Genomic DNA, 24771 nt, shown 5'->3' on the forward strand with positions numbered 1-24771 from the left:
CCATGGGGCGCCGTGTGCTCTCCCTGACGTCCGGCCGGATCGCCCTGGTGATCCTGACCGTGATCGCCCTGCTCGCCCTCCTCGGCCCGGTGATCGCCCCGCACGACCCGCTGGCCACCAGTTCCGACACTCTCGCCGGCTCCTCGGGCGGCCACTGGCTGGGGACGGACTATCTCGGCCGCGATGTGCTGAGCCGGCTGCTCGACGGCTCCCGGGTCAGCGTGCTCGGCGCACTCGAGGTCGCCCTCACGGCGCTGGGGGTCGGCGCGATTCCCGGCATCCTGTCCGTCTACCTCGGGCGGGTCTTCGAGTGGATGACCCTCCGGCTGACCGACACGCTGGTCGCGCTGCCCTTCCTGCTGTTCGCCGTCGCCGTGGTCGCGCTGCTCGGCAACGGCATCACGCAGGCGATGCTGGTCACCGGGGTGCTCGTGTCCCCGCTGTTCTACCGGGTGGCCCGCGCCGCCACCCTGGCCGTGGCCCGCTCGCCGTACGTGGAGGCGGCGCTCATCTCCGGCGCCTCCATCGGGTGGGTCGTGCGGCGGCACGTCTGGGTCAAGGTGCTGCCGCCGATCGCGGTCGCGCTCGCGCAGACCATCGGCGTCGGTTTCGTCATCGTCTCGTCCCTGACCTTCCTGGGGATCGGCGTCCAGCCGCCCGCGCCCACCTGGGGCGGGCTGCTCGCCTCGGACCTCGGCTATCTCACCCAGAAGCCGTGGGCGCCGCTGGTCCCCGCCCTGCTGATCATGATCACCGTCTGGGCCTGCAACCTCCTCGCCGACGCGATCCGTGACGTCTCCGGCGAGGCGGGCCGCGCCCTGGTCAACAACCGCAAGGCACGCGCCCATCGGCTCGCCGGGACCGACTCCGACGCCGACCTCGCTCACGTTCACGCCGGAGGTGCGTGATGGCCAGTCCCTCCACGAAGGTCCTGACACAGCCCGTGACGCCGGGTGCCGCGGAACCCGTCCGCCCGCCGGCCGCTCCCTCGACGCCCGTGCTGTCCGTACGCGATGTACGCATCAGCGACCGGGCCGCCGGACAGGAGATCGTCCACGGCGTCAACTTCACGCTCACGCCCGGCAGTTCGGTCGGTATCGTCGGCGAGTCCGGCAGCGGCAAGACCCTCACCTGCCGGGCCACGCTGGGCATCCTACCCGCCCACTTCGAGGTCACTTCGGGCTCGATCGAGATCGACGGCCAGGACATCTCCGGCTTCTCGTCGGACCGGTGGACGGCCCTGCGCGGCGCCACGATCAGCGCGGTCTTCCAGGACCCGGCGTCGTATCTCAACCCCTCGATCCGCGTGGGCGCGCAGATCGCCGAGGTCCTCCGGGTCAAGAAGGGCCTCAAGCGCCGCGACGCGCGCCGCCAGGCGATCGAACTGCTCCACGCGGTGCATCTGCGCGACCCGGAGCTGGTCTACAGCCAGTACACCTTCGAGCTCTCCGGCGGCATGCTCCAACGCGTCCTCATCGCGGCCGCGATCGCCGCCGACCCGCGCATCCTCATCGCCGACGAGGCCACCACCGCGCTCGACGTCACCGTCCAGGCAGAGATCCTCGACCTGCTGGCCGATCTGCGCGAGCGCACCGGCCTGGCGCTGGTCCTGGTCTCCCACGACCTGGCCGTCGTCGCCCAGCTCTGCGACGAGGTCCTCGTCATGCGGCAGGGCGAGGTGGTCGAACAGGGCCCGACGCACGAGGTGTTGCACCACCCGCGACACGAATACACCCGGCTGCTGATCGCCGAGCACGAGCAGTACGGCCTGGACAAGTTCCTCGCGGCAGAGGTCACAGAGGACGCGGAGGAGAAAGCATGAGCACCGAGCACGCCGCCCCCGTCCTTGAGGTCACCGACCTGGACGTGCACTACGGCCTGCGCAGGCGCCGCCGTCAGGCCCTGCGCGGTGTCTCGCTGAGCATCGCGGCGGGCGAGACCGTCGGAATCATCGGTGAGACCGGCTCCGGCAAGTCGACGCTCGCGCGGGCCGCGCTCGGCCTGGTGCGCGCCTCGGCCGGATCGATCGTGATCGACGGCGAGGAGGTCGGCGCGTACGGCCATCGCCAGTGGCGCGCGCTGCGGCGCCGGGGTGTGATCCAGTACGTCTTCCAGGACCCGCTGCGCAGCCTCGACCCGGACGTGACGGTCGAGACGTCCCTGGCCGAACCGCTGCTCATCCAGGGCGTGTCCAAGCAGGAGGCCGCGACTCGGGTGCGCGCGTTCCTCGACCGTGTCCGGCTCTCCGAGGAACTGCTCGACCGGCTGCCGGGCGAGTTGTCCGGCGGTCAGCGTCAACGCGTCGCGGTGGCAAGGGCATTGGTGACCGAGCCGCGGCTCGTCATCCTCGACGAACCGGTGAGCGCCCTCGACTCCGCCAACCGCGTGCAGATCCTCCAGATCCTCAAGGAACTCCGCGCCGACGGCGTCGCCCTCGTCTTCATCTCGCACGACCTCGGGTCCGTCGCCGGGGTCGCCGACCGTATCGCCGTGCTGTACCAGGGCGAGTTGGTCGAGGTCGGCGCCACCGCCGACGTCATCAACCAGCCGCAGCACCCTTACACGCGCCTGCTCGTCCGCTCCGCGCCCACCCTGCACAGCGCGGCGGCGGACCGGGCCGAACGAGAGGCCCTGCGCGCCCTTCTGCACGCCTGACCCGCCCTCCCCCGAACTCCCCCTGACAGAACAGGAACAGCCATGTCCCGCACGCTCCACCTCGCACTGCACCCCTACGGCGTGGGCGGCCCCGGCCAGCACGGCCTGTGGAAGGACCCGCGCGTCGCGAAGAACGCCAGCATCGACATCAACTACTACATCCGGCTGGCGCAGGCGGCCGAACACGCCCTGTTCGACGCCCTGTTCATCGTCGACAGCCAGTTCATCAACTCCACTTACCCGGCGCACTATCTCAACCGCCTCGAACCGCTGACCCTGTTGTCGGCCGTGGCCACCCACACCAAGCACCTCGGCCTGGTGGGCACGGCGAGTTCGACGTACAACTCGCCCTTCAACCTCGCCCGCCGCTTCGCCTCGCTCGACCACATCAGCGGCGGCCGGGCCGGCTGGAACGTGGTGACCAGCTTCGACACCGGCACCGCGCGGAACTTCGGGCTCGACGAACACCTCGACTACGCCACCCGCTACGGCCGTGCCCTGGAGTTCGTGCAGGCCGCACGGGGGCTGTGGGACTCGTACGAGGACGACGCGTTCCCCGCCGACGTCGAGCGGGGCGTGTTCCTCGACCCGGCCAAGCTGCACGAACTCAACCACGAGGGCGCGCACTTCAAGATCGCGGGCCCGCTGAACCTCTCCCGCTCCCCGCAGGGCCAGCCGGTGATCTTCCAGGCCGGGGTGTCCGAGGAGGGCCGTGATCTCGCCGCGCAGGTCGCCGAGGGCATCTTCGCGCCCGGGGGCACCCTGGAGTCGTCGCGCGACTACTACGCCGACGTCAAGAAGCGCGCGACCGCCTACGGCCGCGACCCGGAGCACGTCAAGATCCTCATCCACGGCGGCCCGGTCGTCGCCGCCACCGACGAGGCGGCCCGCCGTCGCGAGCGGGAGATCTTCGAGGAGGACGACGACTTCAGCCGCAACCTCGCTCTGCTGGGCCGCTCCTTCGGGGCGTACGACTTCAGCGTGCACGACCTGGACGCGCCCTTCCCCGATGTCGCCCACCTCGCCGAGAAGGGCGGGCGCACCGGCGCCTCGCAGCTCATCGCGCGGGCCAGGGCCGAGGGACTGACGCTGCGTCAAGTGGCGAAATCCGTCAATCAGTTCCGCCAGTCGCCGTTCGTCGGAGACCCGCGGACCGTGGCCGACACCATCCAGCAGTGGTTCGACGCGCGCGCCCTCGACGGCTTCAACCTCGCCTTCCGCACCGAGGAGGAGCTGAACTACTTCGTCGACAGCGTCGTCCCGCTCCTCCAGAAGCGCGGCCTGTTCCGCACCGAGTACACGTCCGACACCCTGCGCGGCAATCTCGGCCTGCCCATCCCGGCCAACCGTCACTCCCGCGAGCGCCAGCTCGTGAACGACTGAGGCCGGGCGATGTCCGAACCGACCGAGGCCACGCGATGACCGAACTGTCGGCAACGGGGGGCCGTGACGTCCACACCGTCCGCTTCCCCGCCGCCACTCCCCCGGCGACCGTCGACGTCCTCGTCGTCGGCGCCGGTCCGGTCGGCCTCGCGGCGGCCGTCGAACTGACCTCGCGGGGTGTCGAGGTCGCCGTCGTCGACCGCGCCCCGGCCGCGACACTCGTGCGGGCCGGCGCGATGGGCCACACCCCGCGGGTAGTTGAGCATCTGCGGCGCTGGGGACTGCTCCAGCGGGTCCGGGACGCGTGGACGTACCCGCCGGAATGGCACCGGGGGACCCGGCTGGTCACCTCCCTCGCCGGGCACGAGCTGGTGCCGGTGCCCGCCCCGTCGTTCACCGACCGGGCGAGCACCGCCGGGCACTCCGCCGACGAGGCACTGCGCCGCCCGCAGACCGTGTTCCAGCGGGTGTTCCTCGACCACCTGACGGAACAGGGCGTCAGCGTGTCCGGCGGTTGGGAGTTGACCGGTCTGCGCGAGGACGACGACGGCGTCTACGCGGAGGTGGTGGAGGCCGACTCCGGCCGCTCGCGCACCGTTCGGGCCGCCTACGTCCTCGGCACCGACGGAGGCAGCAGCACCACCCGCCGCCTGGCCGGCATCGACCGCGCAGGCGAGCACGCCACCGAGAAGCGGCTGCGGCTCATCGTTCGCACCGGTGACATCGCGGACCGGGTGGGGCCCGCACCGAGTGCGACGAACATCGTCGTCAACGCCCGCGCCTCCGGCTTCCTCGCCGCCGTGAGCGCGCGGGAGTGGCGGGTGTACGCCGGCCCGTATCCACTCGAACACGAGCCCAGCGAGGGCGAGTTGCTGGAGGTCGGCCGGGCCGCGTTCGGCCTGGACATCGATCTGGAGCTGGTGTCCGCGACGACCTTCTACCACGCCACCCGGATCGCGGAGACGTTCCGTCGGGGGCGGGTCCTGCTGGCCGGTGACGCCGCCCATGTCCGCACGCCCGGCGGCAACTTGGGCGAGGGCATCGGCGATGTCGTCAACCTGGGATGGAAGTTGGCGGCGGTGCTCGACGGACATGCCCCGCCGAGCCTGCTGGACTCCTACGACCAGGAGCGCCGCCCGCACAACTGGCGTGTCGCAGAGCACTCGTTGGAGCGGGCGCGCCGCTCGGAGGTCACGCTGGCCGAGATCCGGGCCGGCGGCATTCCCGACGACATCGACCTCGGGGAGGACGCCGTACGGCGGCGGGCGGAGATCGGTGCTCGCCTGCGCCGGGACCGTTTCGGCAGTGACGGGGTCGCCTTCGACGAGCGGTACGACGCCTCGGCGGTCGTCTGGTACGAACCCGGCCAGCTCGACACCGAACAGCCCTGGCGCGCCGACGTGTACGAGGACGATCCGCGCCCGGGTCACCGTGCGCCGGACGGCCCCGTCGACCCTGGCAGCGGCACCCTCTACGACCGCCTCGGCACCTCCTTCGGCCTGCTCGTCCTCACCGAGGACCGAACCGTCGAGCGGGCCTTCGTCGCGGAAGTCGCCGCGCGTGGGCTGCCGTTCACGGTCGTCCACCTCACGGACCCCGCGGCGCGGGCCGTCTACGGCACGACCAACGTCCTGATCCGCCCCGATCAGCACGTCGTCTGGCGCGGTACCCATTTGCCCGACGCGGGCGCCGCCGCCGTACTCGACCAGGTGCTGGGACTGGTCGCGGCGACGGCCGTACGCACACCCACCCCGGTCTCCACCGCAGCCTGACACCGAAAGGCCATCACCCCATGACGAGCGAGAGACCACGCTTCCGGCTCGGTTTCCTCACCCACGTCCAGGGCCGCGACGACGACATCGCCCGCACCTACCGCAACGCGCAGGAACTCTTCGTCGTGGCCGACGAGTTGGGCTTCGACGTCGGCTGGGTCGCTCAGCACCACGTGCCCCTCGGGGGCGGCGGGCTGTCCTCCCCGTGGACCTTCCTCGCCCACGCGGCGGCCCGTACGACCCGGATCCGGCTCGGCACCGCGATCACCGTCCTTCCGCTGGAGGATCCGGTCCGGCTCGCCGAGGACATCGCGACCGTCGATACGCTCAGCGGGGGCCGCGTGGAGTTCGGCGCGGGCAGCGGATCGAGCGAGGTGGAGTACGCGGCGTTCGGCAAGGACGTGGCCCGCAAGCGCGAACTGACCAGTGAGAACCTCGACATCGTGCGCCGGGCCCTCGACCGCCGCGAGGTGGGCACGCCCGGTTTCCGCATCCAGCCCCGGCCGGGCGACTTCAACGACCGTGTCTGGCAAGGGGTGTTCAGCGCGCAGGGCGCCGAGTACGCCGCCCGGAGCGGTTCGAATCTGCTGCTCAACCGGGCGGCCTACGGCTTCGACGCGCCCACCGACGAGGTCCAACGTCCTTGGGCCGACGCCTACTTGGCCGCCTGGAACCAGCCGCACGCACCGCGCATCGGCCTCTCGCGTTTCGTGTTCCCGGCCAAGGACCGGCGCACGGCGCTCGCGGCGATCGGTGACGACGTCCACCGGGCGGCGCTGCGCATGGCGGAGCACGGCGCCTTCCCCAAGGGCCTTGACCAGGACGGGGCGTTGCGCCGCTTCCACTCCTTCTACGGCCATCCCGAGGAGATCGTCGCGGCGCTCGGGCAGGAGCGGGTGCTGCCCGTCGCGACTGACCTGATCACCCAGTTCAACCCGGCCGTCCCCGACCACGACGCGGCCGTCCGCGCCCTCGAACTCATCGCCACCGAAGTGGCGCCCGCGTTGGGCTGGCAGCCCGCACGGGTGGCCGAACCCGCATCAGCAGGAGTGTGAAATGACCCAGTACACCGACTACTTCGGCCCCGAGGGCCTCCTCGTCCGGGGCACGGTCATCGTCGTCCCCGGCCGTGGCGAGACCCGGGCCACCTACACCCGCTTCGGCAGGCGACTCGCCGCCGACGCCTACCGCGTCCGCGTCGTCGACGCCCCCGACCTCGACACCGAGGACCTGACCACGCTCGCCGCCCGCCTCTCCGAAGCCGCCGAGGACACGGCCGCCGAGAACGGTGTCGTACGGCCCCTCGTCCTCGTCGGAGCCGACTCGGGCGCAGCCGCCGTAGCCGCGCTCCTCGGTCGGGCACTCGACACGCAGCCCGACGCCGTGGTCCTCGCGGGGCTGCCCGGCCGGGCCCCCGGTACCACCGCGACCGCCGGCACCTGGGACGAGGAACTCGACGTCCGCACCTCCTGCCCCGCCCACCGGGGCAATCTCACCCAGGACCCCGAGGTACGCCGCGGCTCGCTCGACGACGCCGTACCGGAAGCCGTGCTCGCCGCCGCCCACGACGGTGAGACCGCCGTCCCCGTCCTGCTCCTCGTCGGCGACGCGGACCCGCTCGCGGACCACGAGGCGCTCGCGCACACCGCCAAGTCCCTTGCGCGGGCCCGGCTTTCGGTCGTGCACGGCGCGCACCACGACGTGCTCAACGACCTCCAGCACCGCTCGGTGGCCGCCGAGGTCGTCACCTTCCTGGAGACGCTGCGCAACGAGCTGAGGCCGCTGGTCACGGTGCGGTCGAGCGCCTGGTGAGTGTCCTTCCGCCGACCCGGTACACCGTCTGAACCCCGACCTCGAAAGGTCCCGTCATGGCCTCGATCCTGTCCGTCTCCGGAAGCCCCTCCCCCACCTCCCGCACCACCCGACTCCTGCGTCACCTGGACGACCGGCTCCGCCGCCAGGGCCATGACGTGACTCCGCTGGAGGTACGCACGCTGCCCGCGCAGGCCTTGCTGGGCGCCGACTTCGGGCATCCGGCGATCGCCGCCGCCACGGCGCTGTTCGAGCAGGCGGACGGGGTGGTGATCGGTACGCCGATCTACAAGGCCGCCTACTCGGGCCTGTTGAAGTCGCTCCTCGATCTGCTCCCGCAGTACGCCCTGACCGGGAAGACGGTGCTGCCGCTGGCCACGGGCGGCAGCACGGCCCATGTCCTGGCGATCGACTACGCGTTGCGTCCGGTGCTGAGTTCCATGGGGCCCTCGCACATCGTGCCGGGGTGGTTCACGCTCGACAAGGACATCACGGTCGGCGAGGACGGCTCGCTGACCGTCGCATCCGCGACGGCCACGGCGCTGGAGCAGGTCACGGACCACTTCTCCCGGGCGCTGGGAGGGCGTACGGCGGTGCTCGCGTCCACCGGGTGAACGAGGCCGGCCTCGGGGTCGGATATGGCAGTCGTGTGTCAACTCCCCACGTCAGACTGGTTCTCCGGGACCGGCTGTGGTTCGCTCACCGCATGACCGTGCTCGTGACCCGCCGCCACGTCGACTACGTGCGTGTCACCACCATGGCCTGTTCCGCCGTGAGCTGACGCCCCGCTCCCCTTCCCCTCCTCGACCGCACCCCGCTGTCCGCCGCCTGCCCAGGCACCGCGCACAGCCCTGCGGTCCCTGTCCGACCCCGCACCCGCACGCCGCACAAGGGAGAACAATGAGCCAGCCCATCGACTCCGTCACCGGGGGTCACACACCCGAGGACGAACCCGCAGGTCCGGACACCTCGGCCTGGTCGTTCGAGACCAAGCAGATCCACGCCGGTGCCGCGCCGGACCCGACGACCGGGGCGCGGGCGACGCCGATCTACCAGACCAGCTCGTTCGTCTTCCGTGACACCCAGCACGCCGCCGACCTGTTCTCGCTGGCCGAGCCCGGCAACATCTACACCCGGATCCACAACCCCACCCAGGACGTCTTCGAGCAGCGCGTCGCAGCCCTCGAGGGCGGGGTCGCCGCCGTCGCTCTCGCCTCCGGCCAGGCCGCCGAGACCCTCGCTATCCTCACCCTGGCGTCCGCGGGCGACCACCTGGTCTCCAGCACGTCCCTGTACGGCGGTACGTACAACCTGTTCCGCCACACGCTGCCGAAGTTCGGCATCGAGGTGTCCTTCGTCGACGACCCGGACGACCTCGACGCCTGGCGCGCGGCGATCCGCCCGAACACGAAGGCCCTGTTCGCCGAGACCCTCGGCAACCCGCGCGGCAACGTCCTCGACGTACGGGGCGTGGCGGACGTCGCGCACGAGGCCGGCGTCCCGCTGATCGTCGACAACACCGTGCCGACCCCGTACCTGCTGCGGCCGATCGAGCACGGCGCCGACATCGTCGTCCACTCCGCGACGAAGTTCCTCGGCGGACACGGCACCACCATCGCCGGTGTCGTGGTCGACGGCGGCACCTTCGACTTCGGCGCGCACGCCGAGCGCTTCCCCGACTTCAGCGAGCCGGACCCCAGCTACCACGGCCTGCGGTACTGGCCGGCGCTCGGCCCGGGCGCCTTCGCCATCAAGCTGCGCGTGCAGCTGCTGCGCGACCTCGGCCCGGCGATCTCGCCGCACTCCGCGTTCCTGCTGCTCCAGGGCGTGGAGACGCTCAGCCTGCGCATCGAACGCCACTCGTCCAACGCCCAGGCCCTCGCGGAGTGGCTGGAGCAGCGCGACGAGGTGGCCGCCGTCCACTATCCGGGCCTCGAGTCCAACAGGTGGTACGAGGCGGGACAGCGCTACCTTCCGCGCGGTGCCGGGGCGGTGCTGGCCTTCGAACTGCGGGACGGGGTCGAGGCCGGAAAGCGTTTCGTGGACGCGGTCGAGCTGTTCAGTCATCTCGCCAACATCGGGGACGTCCGCAGTCTCATCATTCACCCGGCGTCCACGACCCACAGTCAGCTGGACGACGCCCAGTTGGCCGCGACCGGCACCTCGCCGGGGCTGGTGCGGCTGTCCGTCGGCATCGAGAACCTCGCCGATCTGAAGGCCGACCTGGAGGCCGGGTTCCGCGCGGCCAAGGGCGCGTCCTGAACACCGTACCGACTCCGTCAGCGGTCCCCCTTCCGCCGGCCTCCGGGGCCTGGCGGGAGGGGGATCCGCCCGGGCGCCGTCAGTGGCACGCCCGGGAGAAGCCCCTCGCGCTGGAGGCGGGCGGTGAACTGCCCGGCGTACGGCTGGCGTTCGAGACCTGGGGACGGCTCGCACCGGACCGCTCGAACGCCGTGCTCGTGCTGCACGCGCTCACCGGCGACAGTCATGTCGCCGGGCCCGTCGAGCCCGGTCACCCCACCGCCGGTTGGTGGGACGCACTGGTCGGACCTGGTCAAGTCCTGGACACCGAACGGTGGTTCGTCGTCGCGCCGAACGTTCTCGGCGGCTGTCAGGGCAGCACCGGGCCGTCCTCGCCCGGCCCCGGCGGGCGGAGTTGGGGCGGAGACTTCCCGTTCCTGACCCAGCGCGACCAGGTCGCCGTAGAAGCCGGACTGGCGGACGAACTGGGCGTCGAACGTTGGGCGTTGGTGATCGGCGGTTCCATGGGTGGGATGCGCGCGCTGGAGTGGGCGGTGTCGTATCCGGAGCGGACGGACGCGCTTCTGCTGCTCGCCACCACGGCGGCGGCGAGCGCCGAGCAGATCGCGTGGGCCAACATCCAGCTGCACGCGATCCGTTCGGATCCGCACTGGCACGGCGGCGACTACCACGACACCGGCCGAGGACCGCTCGCGGGACTCGGCCTCGCCCGGCGCCTCGCCCATGTCACCTACCGCAGCGAACCGGAGTTGGCGGTCCGCTTCGGCCGTACGGCACAGGGGGCGGAGGACCCGTGGAACGGCGGCCGGTACCAGGTCGAGTCGTATCTCGACCATCACGCCGCCAAGTTGGTGCGCCGTTTCGACGCGGGCAGCTATGTCACCCTCTCCGAGGCGATGAACAGCCACGACATCGGTCGCGATCGCGGGGGCACGCGCGCGGCGCTGCGCCGGGTGACCGCGCGGACGCTGGTCGCCGGGGTCGACTCCGACCGGCTCTATCCGCCGTCCCAGCAGGCCGAGTTGGCGGCGGGAATCCCGGGGGCGGACCGGCTCCGGGTGGTCGAGTCGCCGTACGGCCACGACGGGTTCCTGATCGAGACGGAGCAGGTCGGCGCGCTGGTGCGCGAACTCGTGGGCTAGGGAGCGTTCCTGACGGCGCGCTGTGTACCGTACGTCCGGGAGATCAGACAACGCTCCCTGCGCGTCGGCGACTTGGGTGGGCCTGCTCCGCCCGTGGGGGTGGAGTTCAGACATGAGCGGAACTTCGATGCACTCGAGCGGAGAAGTGCGCGAGGCGTGGGGCCGGGTCACCGCGTGGCTCGAACGCAACGACCCTGAGACGCTCGCCGCGCTCGGCGGCCCGGGGAGCGATGCGGCCATCAGGGAAGCCGAGTCGCGCATGGGTCTGGCTCTGCCGGCGGAGCTGCGGGAGTGGCTGCTGGCGAACGACAGCGATGCCGGCAGGCAACCCGCCGCCCACTCCTGTCTGGTGGCGCTGGGGTGCGCTTTGGACATTCCCGGCGGCCACATCCTTCTGGGACTGACGGACATTCAGCGGGTCTACCTCAGCCGGATGGGCCTGGAGGAGATGCAGCCGTCCCCTGACCCAGACCATCCGTTCTGGCGTCGTGAGTGGGTGCCCATCGCCGCGGAGACCGACGGTCTCTACGGGACGTTCCTGGACGCGCTCACCGGAACCGTCGGAACCTGGGCGGAGGCGGAGGGTCCCGAGGAGGGCGTGTACGCCTCGCTGTCCGCCTTCTTCCAGGAGACGGCGGACCGGCTGGAAGGGGTGTCCTCGGGAGACTGGAGCGGCCCCGGCCGGTCCGATCGGACCCGGAGTCTCGAACCCCGCCCGGAGGACGAGCCGATACGCCGTTGGGCGCGCGCCAACGGCTACGCGGTCAATGATCGTGGGCGTGTCCCCGCGTCCATCCGCGAGGCCTACGAGATGTCGCGGCCGTGATCAGCCGCTCCGTGGTGATCCCTTAGCGCCGACGCCAGGGCAGTGCCTCCTGGTCGTCCCCGGCGTCCTCCTCGCGATGGAGCGCGGCGTTGATCGCCTCGCCGATCTCCGCGAACTGGCGTACCTGCTCGGGCGTCAGCGCGTCGAAGACGGCTCGGCGTACGGCCGCGACGTGGCCGGGGGCCGCGCGCTCCAGGAATTCGCGTCCCTGCGCGGTGAGTTCGGCGAGTTGGCTGCGCCGGTTCGCGGGGTCCTCGTAGCGGTCCAGATAGCCGGCCTCCTGGAGGCGGGTCACCGCGTGGGTCAGTCGGCTGCGGGTGATCTTGAGGCGCTCGGCCAGCTCCGACATGGTGAGGGTGGCCTTCGGGACCGAGGACAGGTGGGCCAGCAGGATGTAGTCGGCGTGCGTCATCCCCGCGTCGCGCCGCAACTGGCGGCTGAGATGGTCGGACAGGAGCGTGGAGAACTCGACGTAGGCGAGCCAGGCCCGCATCTCCTCGGCATCCAGCCAGCGCGGTGTCTCGGTCATGGTCGCACTGTAGCCGCCACCGTTTGAACCTTCACACCACCGGGCCGGGCGTGCTCGCGGTGATCCAGTCGGTGACCTGTCGCACGTAGTCCCGGTATCCGTTCCGCGCGGCGGAGACGACTCCGGCGACCTGCTCGGGTTCCGCGTCCAGACAGAGTTGCAGCAGGACATGGTGCGGCCCGTCCGCCGGTGCGAGGGCCGCCGCCAGTTCGGCATCGATCAGTCCGGCCCGCGCGGCCGCACCGAACGAGGTGGTGGGTGTCTGCGGCGGCGCCTCGCCCAACACCCCGGCGGACACATGCCGGTTGATGGCGAGGGCTAGGTCGTGCAGGAGCGCCAGGACGCGTTCGAGGGCCAGTCCGGTGCCCGGGTCGTTCTCCAGGCGCGCGCCGTCCAGCCGTCCGAGCGAGTCGAGTTGGACGACCGACTTGCGCATGGTGATGAGCCGGTGCTCGATCGCCGCGCGGTCGACGGTCACCGGCGCCGCCTCTGCCCTCGTTGTGGTCATCGCCGCAGCGTGCCACGCCCGGATCGCGCGCCCGGCCCCCGATTCCGTCTGGTGGGACAGGCGATGGACGGCCGCTGCCGTCGGGGGGACAGTCGTGCCCCGTGGTCAACCGGGACAACCAGGGCAAGGTGGGTACGGAATGCGGCAGTTGAGTGACCTCTTCCGTAATTTCATGCAGCTTGGATACGTGACCGACGACATCGACGCCGCTGCGGCGTTCCTGGAGTCGAGGCTGGGCACGGTCCAGTGCGTCAAGCACTTCAAGTCCTCGCTGGGCGGCGGTCTGCCGCCCTCCGGTGCCGACGACCCGCGCGGCACCTACGTCGTGGTGGACGGGGTACCCGCCGACGAGTGGGTCATCGATGTCGCCCTGGTCAACGCCGGTCCGACCAACCTGGAGATCATCCGCCCGGTCGGCGGCAAGGTCGACCTCTATCGCGGTGCCGTCCGGCCCGGCGAACCGGCGACGCTGCATCATCTGGGCTTCCGCGTCGACGACTTCGACGAGGCGTCCGCGATCGTCGCCGCGAGCGGCAGGTCGTGGAAGCAGTACGGGGACAGCGGCGCCATCCGCTTCGGATATCTCGACATGACGGCCGAGTTGGGGCACTTCGTCGAGGTCATGGAGCTCGACGAGGAGGCCGCGCAAGGGTTCGCACACCTTGAGGCGGCATCGAACGCGGGCCGGAACTGAGTGCACTGAATCGTTCGGCACGGCCCACCTCCGCGTGAGTCGGCCCGTGTCCATCCATGCTCGACACCTGGTGAGAGGAACCGTCATGAGCGGCGCAGGCACAGCTGATTCCTACGATGTCATCGTCGTCGGCTCGGGCGCGGGGCTGGTCGGCGCGTACGCCGCGGCCTCGCGCGGGCTGCGCACGCTGGTCATCGAGAAGACGGAGTACGTCGGCGGGACCACGGCCTATTCGGGCGCCGGGATCTGGCTCCCCGGCAACGCGGCCGAGCAGCGGGCCGGTGTCGAGGACGGCCCCGACGTTGCCCGCCCCTACCTGGACGCGATCGTCGGCGACGACTCACCGGCAGCGCTGCGGGAGGCCTTCCTTCAGGTGGGGGCCACCCTGATCGACGAGTTGGAGAAGAACCCGCGGTTCGGCCGGTTCTTCTGGCAGGGCGTGCCCGACTACTTCGCCGGACGTCCCGGCAGCCTGCCCCAGGGCCGCACGATCTTCCCCGAGAACCTCGACCGCTCCGAACTCGGGGAGCTGGAACCGCTGGTGCGCAGGCCGCTGTGGACGGAGCGCTGGGGAGTGGAGGTCCCGTCGGAGATGATCGGCGGCCAGGCCCTCATCGGCCGCGCGCTGCTCGCGTTGATGGAGACCGGCAACGGAACCGTGCGCACGAACACCGCGCTGGAGCGCCTGATCGTCGAGGACGGCACGGTCGTAGGAGTAGAGGCCCTGAGCGAGGGCGAGTTGGTGACCTTCCGCGCCGAGCGGGGCGTCCTGCTCGCCGCCGGCGGTTACGAGCGGAACGGCCCGCTGCGTGAGCGCTACCAGCCCGGACTCACCGACGAGTGGACCCAGGGCTGCGAGGGCAACACCGGCGACGCCCTCACCGCGGGCATCGACATCGGCGCGGCGACCGACCTCCTCGACGAGTCGTGGTTCGCACCGGGCCTCGTCGTACCCGACACCCGCCCGGTGTTCTACACCTCGGTCTGGAGCGGCATCTGGGTCAACTCCGCCGGACAGCGCTACCTCAACGAGCGTCTGCCGTACGACCGTGCCGGGCACGAGATGCTCAAGGCGCACCGGTCCTCGCACGTGTCGCACCTGCCCACGCACTGGGTGTTCGACCAGCGCCAGCTCGACAACAGGCGGGCGCTCGCCGGGCTGCCGGTCGCGCCGCAGGTGCCCGGCTGGTTCGACGTCGAGAAGTTCCTCGCCGCCGGTGTGCTGAAGCGGGCCGAAACGCTGGAGGAACTGGCGGAGTTGATCGGCCTGCCCGAGGGCGCACTCACCGAGAGCGTCGAGCAGTTCAACGGGTTTGCCCGCAACGGAAAGGACGAGCAGTTCGGTCGCGGTGAGGATCCCTGGGACCTGATGATCACGCACATGGCGGGGGCGCACACGGACGGGCCCAACCCCTGCCTGGGCGTGATCGACAAGCCGCCGTTCTACGCGGCCACGATCGTGCTGTCCGACCTGGGGACCAAGGGGGGCCTCAAGACGGACGAGCACGCGCGCGTGCTGCGGCCCGACGGTTCTGTGATCAACGGTCTGTACGCGTCGGGGAACACGATGGCCCCGATGTCCGGCCGGATCTACCCGGGCGCGGGCGGTCCCGTGGGTTCGTCGATGGCGTTCTCCTACATCGCCGCCGTCGACATGGCGGGCGCGGACCGGTAGTCACACGTCGAACGCTCAACTCCCCCTCGGAGGCGGTCTCTTCGAGAGGGAGTGGCGTGCTCAGGCGGACTCGGTCGAGTGGCCGGGGAACAGGGACAGCGCGGGGTCCAGGGCGACGGCCGCGTTGTTGACGGCGGTCGCCACCTCGCCGAAGCCGACGGACATGAGCCGGACCTTGCCGGGGTACGCGGTGACGTCTCCGGCGGCGTAGACCCGGTCGACCGTGGTGCGCATCCGGGTGTCGACGACGATCGTGCGCCGCTCCAGCTCGACGCCCCAGTCGGCGAGCGGTCCGAGGTTGCTGATGAAGCCGAGGGCGGCCACGACCGCGTCGACCTTCAGCACCCGGGGCTCCTCCTCGCCGTCGACCTTCAGGTGCGCCTGGCGCAGCAGCTCGTCGCCGGCGAGGGTCTCCACCTGGGCGTTGGTGACGATGTCGACGCCGCATTCGTGCAGTTCGCGGACGCTCGCCGCGTGGGCCCGGAACGCGCCGCGCCGGTGCACGAGGGTCACCGAGCGGGCGATCGGGTGCAGGGCGAGGGCCCAGTCGACGGCGCTGTCCCCGCCGCCGACGACGAGGACGTCACGGTCGGTGTGCTCGGCCGGGTCCGGGACGAAGTAGGTCAGTCCGCGGCCGAGGAACTCCTCCCCGGCCGGGAGGGTGCGCGGGGTGAACGTGCCGATCCCGGCGGTCAGTACGACCGCTCCGGCGTCGACCGTGGTGCCGTCGGAGAGGGTGACCTGGGGGCGCCCCTCGGGGGTGTGGGTGAGGTCGACGGCCTGGCGGCCGAGCAGGTAGGTCGGGTCGAAGGCGTCGGCCTGGTCCTTGAGGGCGGTGACGACATCGCGGCCGCGGGTGCCGGGGACGGCGGCGATGTCGCGGATCTCCTTCTCCGGGTAGAGCGCGGTGATCTGGCCGCCGCACTGCGGCAACGCGTCGACCAGGACGGTCCGCAGTCCGCGGAAGCCCGCGCAGTAGGCGCCGTAGAGCCCGATCGGGCCGGCGCCGACGATGAGGATGTCTGTGGTCACGGTCTCGGCCACGGGCCGACCTCCTGGAGAGAGTGGATGGGGGCGCCCCGTCGACGGCGGACTCCCGCGCTGGGAGGAGGGCTGGGCCGACAGGAGACCTCGAAGGTCGTCGGCCGGGCGAGTGTAGGGCGGCCGTGAACAGGGCCGTCGGCTCCGGTCCCGGCTGATGGGACGGCCGGTGGACGGCCCCGGACGCCGAGTGGAGAGTCGTTTGCACCGCCACCGCGACGACGGCACGGCGTCCACAGGGACAAGGAGGGCGACACTCGTGAGCGATGAGGTGCGGGTGTGGATCGATCAGAAACTCTGCACGGGTGACGGTCTGTGCACCCAATACGCCCCGGATGTCTTCGAGTTCGGCGGCGACGGACTGGCCTACGTCAAGAACGCCGCCGACGGCGAACTGCTGACGCCCGAGGGCGCGCAGGCCGATGTGTCGGAGCGGCTGCGGCTCGATGTGATCGACGCCGCCGACGAGTGCCCGGGCAACTGCATCCACGTGGTGCGGCGCGCCGACGGGACCGAGGTCGCCGGGCCCGACGCCGGCTGACATCACCTTGCGGCCGGGCCCGGAGCCGTACACGCATGTCGAGTGGAGGAGTGGTCAGAGGTGTCTGCAGTGGTTGAGCCCCAAGTGGACCGTCGCGTCCCGTGGTTCGAGGGCGATGTGCCCGCCGAGAAGGTCCCGGAGAAGTACCGGCTCGCGCGCGCGTTCGTGCCCAAGGCCCGTTATCTGGACCCCGAGTTCCTCAAGCTGGAACTGGAAAAGGTGTTCACGAAGGCGTGGTTGCTGGCCTGCCGGCTGGAGGAACTGCCGGGTGTCGGGTGTTTCGTCGAGTACGAGATCGGTGGTCATTCGATCCTGGTCGTGCGGGAGGGCAGGGACTCGATCCGCGCCTATTTCAACGCGTGCCGGCATCGCGGTACACGGCTGGCGCGAGGCCGGGGTCGGGTCGGTTCGCTCATCTGCCCCTTCCACGGCTGGCGTTGGAACCTGGACGGTTCCATCAGACTGGTCCTCGACCGTGAGGAGTTCGTGCCGCGCTCGGACGACGACCTGGGTCTGGTGCAGGTACGGGCGGAGCAGTGGGGCGGGTTCGTGTTCATCAACATGGACCCGGAAGCGAAACCGCTCCTCGAATACCTCGACCCGATCCCGCGGATCTTCGCGCCGTTCCAGTTCGAGAACATGCGCTACCGGTGGCACAAGAGCGTGCTGCTGCCGTGCAATTGGAAGACCGCGCTGGACGGATTCCTCGAGGCCTATCACGTGGCGGGAACGCATCCGCAGCTGTACCGCTTCGACAAGTCGAACACCAACATCGCCTCGATGAAGGAACTCGAGAACCGGATGTGGGCGCCGACGACCGTGTACGAGCGGCACGCGCACTATTCGAGTGTCGGCCCGAAGAAGAAGGACACCGCAAAGGACCCGGCCAACCGGGGCACGGGGGGCGTGACCGACGAGCGGCTCAGCGTCGCGCTGAGCGTGCAGTACATCGCCGACGACATGCGCGGCCTGGAGAACGAGCGGAGCTGGCGGGCCGCCGAGGCGCTGAAGACGGCGGAGGTGCCGGAGGGGATGACCGCCGGTCAGTACTACCTCCAGCTGTACAAGGAGCTGTCGCTCGCCGAGGGCTACGACTGGCCGGACATCACGCCCCAGCAGTGGGCGGAGGCCGGTACGGCGTGGAACGTGTTCCCGAACACGATCCTGCTGCCCAACCAGGGTTCGGTGTTCGGCTACCGCGCGCGCCCCGTCGGACTCGACCCGGACAGCTGCGTCTTCGAGATCTTCAGCCTGGACCAGGTGCCCGTCGCCGACTACGACAAGAAGCGGGACTTCCAGCCCCAGTTCTTCGAGGACTTCCGTGAGGCCGACCTCGGCGAGATCTTCACGCAGGATCTGATGAACGCCAAGGAGGTGACCGTGGGCATGCACTCCCCCAGCTTCGACGGACACCGGCTGAGCGAGGACCAGGAGATGACCATCTACAACCACCACCGGGTGGCCGACCGGTTCCTCTGGACGGACTGACCCGCCCGACGCCCGATCCGTGGTCCCGGCTCCCAGGAGCCGGGACACGATCGTGTCGGGGTGCTACCGCCGGACCCAGCCGACGTCGTGCCAGTAGGTCTCCAACTCCCGCACCGGCTTGGGCCAGGTCTCGATGTACGTGACCCCCTCGGATCCCGCCGTCATCGTGTACGGCGTGCCGGCCCGGCTGAGGAAGACGTCCCCCGGGCCGACCCGCACGGTCTGCGGCTCGCCCTGCTCGTAGTGCTCGATGTGGTACTCGCCGGCGAAGACGAAGAGCATCTCGTCGACGTTGTGGTGGTGCCGGGGCACCGTGAAGTTCGGCCGCACACGCAGCGGGTTGCGGTTGAAGCGGGCCACGTCGATCGGCTTCGTGGTCACCCACATCGCCCCGTCGAACGTCGCCGCGAAGTCCACCGGCGCGTCCCTCAGCAGACCTCCGTCGTTCCAGAAGTACTGGGGATGGCCCTGCTGCTCCAGGCCCATGGGAACCCAGTCCGCGTCTTCCACCAAGTCACCGAATGTAAGAGTCACGCGGCGACCGTACGCACGGCCCGACAGGGTGTCGTCGGGAGGTTCCGCTCATCGAGACCCGTCAGGCGAGAGCTGCCCGGTCCCGGCCAACGGGATTCGGGCATGACACCTCCCACCCCGGTCCCCACTATCGGGGCATGGGAATCGAGTTCTTCAATCTGCTGTCGGACGAGGGCTGGATCGAGCTGCCGGTCGACCAGTCCGAGCCCACGTATCTGTGGAGCGAGGGCGGGCTCCTGGCCGATGCGCCGGTCGACATGGAGCAGACCTTCAAAGGGAACATGTGGTGGTCGACGAAGGTCGACCCGTCGTTCAACCTGAACGGCCTGCGGTGCGCACCGGACTTCGCGGTCCCGCGCCACCATCACAACCTCGACGAGCTGATCATCGTCTTCGGCGGCGAGTTCCATGTCGCCTGGGGCAAGGACGGGGAAGAGGGCAGCCGGACCATCGGTCCGGGCGAGTTCTGGATCAGCGAGGCCGGAACTCCCTATCTGATGACGGCCGGACCCGAGGGCGTCACCTATGTCGAGACCTGGCCCGAGCCGATGGCGAACCTCGAGACGTACTGGCACGACGCGGGCTGGGCGCACCGCGGTCACTGACCAGCCCACGCGCATATTTCGGCCCCTCATTCCAGGCGTCACGCCGGAGGAGGGGCCGACTGCATGGACAATTCCCGCACGACCCATTCCAGGGTGACTCAATTACGTATACTCTTCTTGCTTGCGGCCGCTCCTTGCGGGGATCGGTCGTCCCTCTCCCCGCTTCGGAGCAGGGTCCGTCTCGTCGCCGGTCGTGGAACCTCGGCAAGCCCTCGGCACGCCGGCCGGCATGGTCTGCCGCGGCGCCCGGCCCTCGTGCCGTTCGACCTCCACTCGCGGCTCTCTCTTCACTTTCTCGGACGGCAGCGCCGCCGCACGGCGCCGCCGGTCGCTGATCGCAGCGAGTGCCGGGCACTCGCCGACACGTTGGGACGCAGACATGATCGAGTCGGTCGGACGAGCCATCTCCTCACCCAGGTCACGCGCGTCGCTCGCGCTGGTGTCGGCCGCGGCCCTGCTCGCGGGCTGCGGCAGCGGCGGTGACGACGCCACCACCGCCACGGACAGCACGAAAGTCCCGGCCGCACTGGCGAGCGCCTTCCCCGGGAAGAAGGCCACCGGCGCACCCGTCAAGATCGGCCTCATCACCAACGAGGGCGGCGCCGCGATCAGCCAGCCCGAGACCAGGGAAGCCGCCCAGGCGGCCATGAAGTACGCCAACGCCAACCTCGGCGGTATCGCGGGCAGGCCGATCGAGTTCGTGATCTGCAAGACCAAGGAGGAACCGGCGACGGCACGGGACTGCGCGAACCAGATGGTCGAGCAGAAGGTCGACGCGGTCGTCCTGACCAGCAGCGGCCTCGGCGACTCCATGGTGCCGATCGTCACCCAGGCCGGCATTCCCTGGACGACCGCCATCGCCGCGAGCAACTCCGAGGGCACCACCGCCAACGCCTTCTCCTGGACGGGTGGTTTCCCGACGACCATGACGTCGATGGCCGCGTACGCGAAGGACAAGGGCTACAAGAAGGTCGCGGCGTTCGTGATCGACTCGCCGGCCGCGGTGGCCGGTATCGAGGCCATCGGCAAGCCGGTCTTCGCCAGGGCAGGGGTCGGGCTCCAGATCGTGACGGTGGCCGCGGGTACACCGGACGCGTCGCCGCAGGTGAGCGCCGCGTTGCGGAAGAAGCCCGATGCCGTCGCCGTCGTGGCGGATCCGACGGTCTGCACCTCGGTGCTCCAGGCGATGGGCACGCTCGGTGCCGGCATCGCCCGGATGACCGTCCAGTCGTGTGTGTCCCCCGAGGTCGTCGAGGCTGTGGGCGCGGGCATGGACGGCGTACAGGTCTTCAGCAGTTTCGACGTGGCCAGCGACGACCTCGAGGCGCAGCTCTACCGACAGGTGATGAAGGAGTACAGCCCCGACACCTCGGCCACGGGATACGCGGCGATCGGCTACCAGGGCGTGCTCGCGCTGGTGCGCGCGCTGCACGGCCTGACGGGCACGGTCACCCCGAAGACGATCACCGCCGCGCTGCACTCGGCGAAGAACGTCGTCCTGCCCGCCGGTCACGGCATCACGTTCACCTGTGACTCCAAGGCGGTACCGGGGCTGCCCGCGGCCTGCTCGGCGAAGGAGGTCACCGGCACGGTCTCCGACGGCAAGTTGGGGCAGATGCGGGTCGTCGACCCCAGTTCGTTGTTCGCACGGTAGTCGCAGCAGCCGGAAGGGACGGTCTCGCCGATGAGCCAGTACGTCGTGTTTCTGTTGCTGGGGCTGGGAAGCGGTGCGGTGTTCGGCGCGCTCGCGCTGGCCCTCGTGCTCACCTTCCGCAGTTCCGGGGTGGTGAACTTCGCCACCGGGGCGATCGCGTTGTACAGCGCGTACACCTACGCGTTCCTGCGCCAGGGCGAGTTGCTGGTGCCGCTGCCGGGCGTACCGAAGAAGGTCGACCTCGGCGGCCCGCTCGGGCTCTTCCCGGCGGTGGTCATCTCCCTTGTCCTCACTGCCCTGTTGGGGGTCGCGCTGTACGGGCTGGTCTTCCGGCCGCTGCGCACCGCGCCGCCGGTGGCGAAGGCCGTCGCCTCGATCGGGGTGATGCTGGTGATCCAGGCCGTGCTCGCCGCGGCGGTGGGCACGGGGGCGGTGTCGGTCAAGGCGATCCTGCCCAACGACCCGGTGTCCTGGGGCGGTTCGCTCATCCCCGGCGACCGACTGTGGTTCGCGGCGGTGATCGTCGTGCTGACCGTCCTCCTGGCGCTGCTGTTCCGGCTCACCCGCTTCGGTCTTACGGCCCGGGCCGCCGCGGAGTCGGAGAAGGGCGCGCTGGTCAGCGGGCTGTCGCCGGAGCGGATCGCGGTGGCGAACTGGGCGCTCAGCTCGGCCATCGCCGGCCTGTCCGGCATCCTCATCGCGCCCATCGTGCCGCTCGTCCCGGTCTCCTACACGCTGTTCATCGTGCCGGCCCTGGCGGCGGCGCTGGTCGGCAACTTCACGGCCTTGATCCCGGCCGTGGGAGCGGGCCTGGTCATCGGGATGCTGCAGTCGGAACTCCAGTTCCTGCAAGGGAAATGGTCATGGCTGCCGCAGACCGGTCTGGCCCAACTCGTGCCGCTGGCCGTCATCCTGGCCTATCTGGTGGTCCGCGGCCGACCGCTGCCCACGCGCGGCTCGCTGATCCAGCAGGCGTTGGGCCGGGCACCACGGCCCGACAGCATCCTGGTCCCGGCCCTGGTGAGTACGGTCCTGGGTGTCGTCGTGCTCTTCGCGACCACCGGAAGCATCCGCGCGGCGGTGATCACCTCGCTGACCCTGGCGGTGATCTCGCTGTCGCTGGTGGTCGTCACCGGGTTCGCCGGGCAGATCTCGCTGGCGCAACTGACCCTGGCCGGCGTCGGCGCGTTCAGCCTGAGCAGGCTCAGCGTCGAATGGGGTATCCCCTTTCCGTTCGCTCCGCTGCTGGCGGCCTTGGCGGCGATGGTGATCGGCGTCGTGATCGGGTTGCCCGCACTGCGGATCCGCGGGCTGCCGGCGGCGGTGGTGACGGTCGCGCTGGCGGTGGCGTTGGAGGCGTTCTGGTTCCGCAACACCGAGTTGAACGGCGGCCTGGGCGGCTCGAAGGTGCCCACGCCCCACCTGTTCGGGATCGACCTGGGCATCGGGGCCGGTGAGGACTACCCGCGGATCCCGTTCGCGCTGCTGTGTCTCGTGGTGCTGCTGCTGGTCGGCCTGGGCGTGGCCTGGCTGCGCCGCAGTCGGCTCGGCGCCGCGATGCTCGCCGTGCGCGCCAACGAGCGGTCGGCCGCGGCGGCGGGCATCGACGTCGCCCGTACGAAGATCGTCGCCTTCGCGATCGGGGCGTTCATCGCCGGGCTCGGCGGCGCCCTGCTGGGCTATCAACAGACCGTCGCCGACGCCGAGATGTTCACCGCGATCGGCGGTCTCGGCCTGTTCGCGACCGCCTACCTGGCCGGCATCACCTCCCTGTCCGGCGGCGTTGTCGCCGGGGTGATGGGAGCCGGCGGCCTGCTGCCCGTCCTCCTGGACCGGGCCCTGTCCATCGGCGAGTGGTACGACGTCATCATGGGCATCGGTCTCGTCCTCACCGTGATCACGAACCCCGAAGGCGTCGTCGGCCCGGCCCACGAACTGACGGCCCGGCTAAGGCGTTTGCGCCGCCCGGCCACCGCCGGCTCCGACGACTCCGCCGACGAGCAGGACACCGACGTGCTCACCGGGACGGTGTCCTCCCGACCACCGGTCCCCGAGCCGGGCGAAGTGGTCCTCTCTGTCCGCGAGGTCGGGGTGCGCTACGGCGGTGTGGTGGCCGTCGACGCGGTCTCCTTCACCGTGCGCTCGGGCGAGATCGTGGGCGTGATCGGCCCCAACGGCGCCGGGAAGACCACCCTCCTCGACGCGATCAGCGGCTACAACCGCAGTACGGGAACGGTCGAGTTCGACGGCCGGACGATCTCCTCGCTGAAGCCGCACCGACGCGGCCGGGCGGGCCTCGGACGCACCTTCCAGGGCATCGAGCTCTACGAGGACCTCAGCGTCGAGGAGAACGTCCTGGTCGGCGAGGCGGCCGCCCGGCACGGCGGCGACCATGTCGGCACGATGCAGGGGCTTGAGCTGCGGAACCGGCTGTTCGAGACGCTGCACCTGACCCGGTTCCGCGCCCAGCCGGCGCGTGAACTCTCCCAGGGCAGACGGCAGTTGGTGTCCATCGCGCGGGCCCTGGCCGGTCGCCCCCGGATGCTGCTGCTCGACGAGCCCGCGGCCGGGCTGGACAGCTCCGAGAGCCGATGGCTGGGCGACCGGCTGCGGGCCGTGCGGGCCGACGGCGTGACGGTCCTGCTCATCGACCACGACATGGGGCTGGTGCTCGACGTGTGCGACCGGATCGTCGTGCTGGACATCGGAAAGGTCATCGCGGACGGAACTCCCGCCGAGATCAAGGCCGATCCACGGGTCGCCACCGCCTATCTCGGTGCGACGCACGCCGATACGGACCAGGTACGCGGGGAGGTCGTCCAGTGACCGGGCAGGAACTGCTGACGTGCGAGGGCGTGGACGCGGGCTACGCCAAGGGACGGCCGGTGGTGCGCGGCTTCGACCTGAAGCTGCCGCCCGGCGAGGTCACGGCGCTGCTGGGGCCCAACGGAGCAGGAAAGACAACCCTGTTGATGACCCTCGCCGGTCTGCTGCCACGTCTGGGCGGGTCGGTCACTCTCGACGGACGGGAGATCCGTGGCGGCCGGGCGCGTGAGGCGGCCCGGCGGGGACTGGTCCTGGTGCCCGACGACCGGTCCCTGTTCACCCAGCTCACCGTGCGGGACAACCTGACCCTGGCCCGGCGGCGTCGAGGCAGCACCCTGGACCAGGTGCTCGACTTCTTCCCGGCGCTGGGAAAGCGGCTGAAGGTCGCGGCCGGGATGCTCTCCGGCGGTGAGCAGCAGATGCTGGCCCTGGGCCGGGCGCTGATCCAGGACCCTCGGGTGCTGCTCGTCGACGAGTTGAGCATGGGCCTGGCGCCGGTGATCGTCGAGGAGTTGCTGCCGATCGTCCGACGGATCGCCGAAGACACCGGCACAGCCGTCGTGTTGGTCGAGCAGCACGTCCGGCTGGCCCTCGACGTGGCGGACCGGGCGGTGGTCCTGGTGCACGGCGAGACGGTGTTGACCGGCTCCGCCGCGCGACTCGCGGCGGACCCCGGTCTGTTGGAACGCGCCTATCTCGGCGAGCGGGCATCGGAGTCGGTCTCGTGACCGCGCACCCGATTCCCTGTAATGGGGATACTCATTAGGTCGATCGGGTACGGAGGGAGCGTCGCGGGTCTCGCGACACGGAGACCCCACGAACGA

General features: G+C 70.6%; 22 protein-coding genes and 2 pseudogenes. 20 read left to right on the plus strand and 4 right to left on the minus strand.

Annotation, left to right across the window (positions count from 1 at the left end; all coding sequences use genetic code 11):
- Nucleotides 1-2: 2 nt before the first annotated feature.
- From JHN63_RS06575 to JHN63_RS53880, 12 genes and pseudogenes are all read left to right on the plus strand, one after another.
- A complete protein-coding gene (locus tag JHN63_RS06575) occupies nucleotides 3-908 on the plus strand; it encodes an ABC transporter permease (RefSeq protein WP_200677841.1) in 906 nt (301 codons plus the stop codon).
- A complete protein-coding gene (locus tag JHN63_RS06580; RefSeq protein ID WP_200677843.1) occupies nucleotides 908-1822 on the plus strand; it encodes an ABC transporter ATP-binding protein in 915 nt (304 codons plus the stop codon). The genes JHN63_RS06575 and JHN63_RS06580 overlap by 1 nt, the downstream gene beginning before the upstream one ends.
- On the plus strand, nucleotides 1819-2655 hold the full coding sequence (locus tag JHN63_RS06585) for an ABC transporter ATP-binding protein (RefSeq protein WP_200677845.1): 837 nt from the start codon (nucleotides 1819-1821) through the stop codon (nucleotides 2653-2655). The genes JHN63_RS06580 and JHN63_RS06585 overlap by 4 nt, the downstream gene beginning before the upstream one ends.
- Nucleotides 2656-2697: 42 nt before the next feature.
- Nucleotides 2698-4038 carry an LLM class flavin-dependent oxidoreductase gene (locus tag JHN63_RS06590; RefSeq protein WP_200677847.1) on the plus strand — a complete coding sequence of 447 codons (1341 nt, stop codon included), beginning with the start codon at nucleotides 2698-2700 and terminating at the stop codon, nucleotides 4036-4038.
- A 35-nt stretch (nucleotides 4039-4073) separates the two neighbouring features.
- Nucleotides 4074-5810, plus strand: a complete 1737-nt coding sequence (locus JHN63_RS06595) for an FAD-dependent oxidoreductase (protein WP_200677849.1) — start codon at nucleotides 4074-4076, stop codon at nucleotides 5808-5810.
- 20 nt (nucleotides 5811-5830) lie between these two features.
- Nucleotides 5831-6865, plus strand: coding sequence for an LLM class flavin-dependent oxidoreductase (locus JHN63_RS06600; protein WP_200677851.1), 1035 nt, complete (start codon nucleotides 5831-5833; stop codon nucleotides 6863-6865).
- Nucleotide 6866: 1 nt separating this feature from the next.
- Nucleotides 6867-7622, plus strand: coding sequence for an alpha/beta hydrolase (locus tag JHN63_RS06605; protein WP_200677853.1), 756 nt, complete (start codon nucleotides 6867-6869; stop codon nucleotides 7620-7622).
- 56 nt (nucleotides 7623-7678) lie between these two features.
- Nucleotides 7679-8236 (plus strand): NADPH-dependent FMN reductase, encoded by a 558-nt coding sequence (gene ssuE / locus JHN63_RS06610; RefSeq protein ID WP_200677855.1) that lies wholly within the window; start codon nucleotides 7679-7681, stop codon nucleotides 8234-8236.
- Nucleotides 8237-8522: 286 nt separating this feature from the next.
- Entirely contained in the window at nucleotides 8523-9884 is a 1362-nt protein-coding gene (locus JHN63_RS06615) for a bifunctional o-acetylhomoserine/o-acetylserine sulfhydrylase (RefSeq protein ID WP_200677857.1), read from the plus strand.
- On the plus strand, nucleotides 9881-11026 hold the full coding sequence (locus JHN63_RS06620) for a homoserine O-acetyltransferase (protein ID WP_200677901.1): 1146 nt from the start codon (nucleotides 9881-9883) through the stop codon (nucleotides 11024-11026). The genes JHN63_RS06615 and JHN63_RS06620 overlap by 4 nt, the downstream gene beginning before the upstream one ends.
- Before the next feature lie 127 nt (nucleotides 11027-11153).
- Nucleotides 11154-11642: pseudogene (locus JHN63_RS53875) on the plus strand (SMI1/KNR4 family protein); the annotation flags it as partial.
- A gap of 12 nt (nucleotides 11643-11654) precedes the next feature.
- Nucleotides 11655-11852 (plus strand): annotated as a pseudogene (locus tag JHN63_RS53880) (histone-like nucleoid-structuring protein Lsr2); the annotation flags it as partial.
- A gap of 22 nt (nucleotides 11853-11874) precedes the next feature.
- On the opposite strand, the gene JHN63_RS06630 reads toward JHN63_RS53880, so the two are convergent.
- Both JHN63_RS06630 and JHN63_RS06635 read right to left on the minus strand, forming a co-directional pair.
- Nucleotides 11875-12381: a MarR family winged helix-turn-helix transcriptional regulator gene (locus JHN63_RS06630; protein WP_200677859.1), complete on the minus strand. Its 507-nt coding sequence runs from the start codon at nucleotides 12379-12381 to the stop codon at nucleotides 11875-11877.
- 31 nt (nucleotides 12382-12412) lie between these two features.
- Nucleotides 12413-12889, minus strand: a complete 477-nt coding sequence (locus JHN63_RS06635; protein ID WP_200677861.1) for a hypothetical protein — start codon at nucleotides 12887-12889, stop codon at nucleotides 12413-12415.
- A 172-nt stretch (nucleotides 12890-13061) separates the two neighbouring features.
- Here JHN63_RS06635 and JHN63_RS06640 point away from each other — a divergent pair, with 172 nt between their 5' ends.
- Together JHN63_RS06640 and JHN63_RS06645 are read left to right on the plus strand one after the other, a co-directional pair.
- Nucleotides 13062-13583: a VOC family protein gene (locus tag JHN63_RS06640; RefSeq protein WP_200677863.1), complete on the plus strand. Its 522-nt coding sequence runs from the start codon at nucleotides 13062-13064 to the stop codon at nucleotides 13581-13583.
- A gap of 85 nt (nucleotides 13584-13668) precedes the next feature.
- The gene (locus JHN63_RS06645; protein WP_200677865.1) at nucleotides 13669-15258 is read left to right on the plus strand and encodes an FAD-dependent oxidoreductase; all 1590 of its coding nucleotides are present in this window, start codon (nucleotides 13669-13671) and stop codon (nucleotides 15256-15258) included.
- Nucleotides 15259-15318: 60 nt separating this feature from the next.
- On the opposite strand, the gene JHN63_RS06650 is transcribed toward JHN63_RS06645, so the two are convergent.
- Nucleotides 15319-16302 carry an NAD(P)/FAD-dependent oxidoreductase gene (locus tag JHN63_RS06650; protein ID WP_200677867.1) on the minus strand — a complete coding sequence of 328 codons (984 nt, stop codon included), beginning with the start codon at nucleotides 16300-16302 and terminating at the stop codon, nucleotides 15319-15321.
- Nucleotides 16303-16558: 256 nt separating this feature from the next.
- Between JHN63_RS06650 and JHN63_RS06655 the strand changes: the two genes are divergently transcribed.
- Together JHN63_RS06655 and JHN63_RS06660 are read left to right on the plus strand one after the other, a co-directional pair.
- A complete protein-coding gene (locus JHN63_RS06655; protein WP_200677869.1) occupies nucleotides 16559-16840 on the plus strand; it encodes a ferredoxin in 282 nt (93 codons plus the stop codon).
- 60 nt (nucleotides 16841-16900) lie between these two features.
- A complete protein-coding gene (locus JHN63_RS06660) occupies nucleotides 16901-18328 on the plus strand; it encodes an aromatic ring-hydroxylating dioxygenase subunit alpha (RefSeq protein WP_307781832.1) in 1428 nt (475 codons plus the stop codon).
- Nucleotides 18329-18391: 63 nt separating this feature from the next.
- Here the strand turns inward: JHN63_RS06660 and JHN63_RS06665 are convergent, their stop codons facing one another.
- The gene (locus JHN63_RS06665; protein WP_307781833.1) at nucleotides 18392-18862 is read right to left on the minus strand and encodes a cupin domain-containing protein; all 471 of its coding nucleotides are present in this window, start codon (nucleotides 18860-18862) and stop codon (nucleotides 18392-18394) included.
- A 137-nt stretch (nucleotides 18863-18999) separates the two neighbouring features.
- Between JHN63_RS06665 and JHN63_RS06670 the strand changes: the two genes are divergently transcribed.
- The 4 genes from JHN63_RS06670 to JHN63_RS06685 all read left to right on the plus strand — a co-directional run bounded on the left by JHN63_RS06670 (nucleotide 19000) and on the right by JHN63_RS06685 (nucleotide 24675).
- Entirely contained in the window at nucleotides 19000-19467 is a 468-nt protein-coding gene (locus JHN63_RS06670) for a hypothetical protein (protein WP_200677871.1), read from the plus strand.
- A 379-nt stretch (nucleotides 19468-19846) separates the two neighbouring features.
- Nucleotides 19847-21121: an ABC transporter substrate-binding protein gene (locus tag JHN63_RS06675; RefSeq protein ID WP_200677873.1), complete on the plus strand. Its 1275-nt coding sequence runs from the start codon at nucleotides 19847-19849 to the stop codon at nucleotides 21119-21121.
- A gap of 30 nt (nucleotides 21122-21151) precedes the next feature.
- A complete protein-coding gene (locus JHN63_RS06680; protein ID WP_200677877.1) occupies nucleotides 21152-23947 on the plus strand; it encodes a branched-chain amino acid ABC transporter permease/ATP-binding protein in 2796 nt (931 codons plus the stop codon).
- Nucleotides 23944-24675: an ABC transporter ATP-binding protein gene (locus JHN63_RS06685; RefSeq protein ID WP_200677878.1), complete on the plus strand. Its 732-nt coding sequence runs from the start codon at nucleotides 23944-23946 to the stop codon at nucleotides 24673-24675. The genes JHN63_RS06680 and JHN63_RS06685 overlap by 4 nt, the downstream gene beginning before the upstream one ends.
- Nucleotides 24676-24771 lie beyond the last annotated feature (96 nt).

Origin of the sequence: Streptomyces sp. MBT65 (assembly GCF_016612545.1) — a bacterium.
Lineage (GTDB): Bacteria > Actinomycetota > Actinomycetes > Streptomycetales > Streptomycetaceae > Streptomyces.

What these genes read in the sequence shown, in the direction of transcription:
- JHN63_RS06575 (WP_200677841.1), top strand. Translation starts at nt 3, where the DNA reads ATGGGGCGCCGTGTGCTCTCCCTGACGTCCGGCCGGATCGCCCTGGTG.
- JHN63_RS06580 (WP_200677843.1), top strand. Translation starts at nt 908, where the DNA reads ATGGCCAGTCCCTCCACGAAGGTCCTGACACAGCCCGTGACGCCGGGT.
- JHN63_RS06585 (WP_200677845.1), top strand. Translation starts at nt 1,819, where the DNA reads ATGAGCACCGAGCACGCCGCCCCCGTCCTTGAGGTCACCGACCTGGAC.
- JHN63_RS06590 (WP_200677847.1), top strand. Translation starts at nt 2,698, where the DNA reads ATGTCCCGCACGCTCCACCTCGCACTGCACCCCTACGGCGTGGGCGGC.
- JHN63_RS06595 (WP_200677849.1), top strand. Translation starts at nt 4,074, where the DNA reads ATGACCGAACTGTCGGCAACGGGGGGCCGTGACGTCCACACCGTCCGC.
- JHN63_RS06600 (WP_200677851.1), top strand. Translation starts at nt 5,831, where the DNA reads ATGACGAGCGAGAGACCACGCTTCCGGCTCGGTTTCCTCACCCACGTC.
- JHN63_RS06605 (WP_200677853.1), top strand. Translation starts at nt 6,867, where the DNA reads ATGACCCAGTACACCGACTACTTCGGCCCCGAGGGCCTCCTCGTCCGG.
- ssuE (WP_200677855.1), top strand. Translation starts at nt 7,679, where the DNA reads ATGGCCTCGATCCTGTCCGTCTCCGGAAGCCCCTCCCCCACCTCCCGC.
- JHN63_RS06615 (WP_200677857.1), top strand. Translation starts at nt 8,523, where the DNA reads ATGAGCCAGCCCATCGACTCCGTCACCGGGGGTCACACACCCGAGGAC.
- JHN63_RS06630 (WP_200677859.1), bottom strand. Translation starts at nt 12,381, where the DNA reads ATGACCGAGACACCGCGCTGGCTGGATGCCGAGGAGATGCGGGCCTGG.
- JHN63_RS06635 (WP_200677861.1), bottom strand. Translation starts at nt 12,889, where the DNA reads ATGACCACAACGAGGGCAGAGGCGGCGCCGGTGACCGTCGACCGCGCG.
- JHN63_RS06640 (WP_200677863.1), top strand. Translation starts at nt 13,062, where the DNA reads ATGCAGCTTGGATACGTGACCGACGACATCGACGCCGCTGCGGCGTTC.
- JHN63_RS06645 (WP_200677865.1), top strand. Translation starts at nt 13,669, where the DNA reads ATGAGCGGCGCAGGCACAGCTGATTCCTACGATGTCATCGTCGTCGGC.
- JHN63_RS06670 (WP_200677871.1), top strand. Translation starts at nt 19,000, where the DNA reads ATGGGAATCGAGTTCTTCAATCTGCTGTCGGACGAGGGCTGGATCGAG.
- JHN63_RS06675 (WP_200677873.1), top strand. Translation starts at nt 19,847, where the DNA reads ATGATCGAGTCGGTCGGACGAGCCATCTCCTCACCCAGGTCACGCGCG.
- JHN63_RS06680 (WP_200677877.1), top strand. Translation starts at nt 21,152, where the DNA reads ATGAGCCAGTACGTCGTGTTTCTGTTGCTGGGGCTGGGAAGCGGTGCG.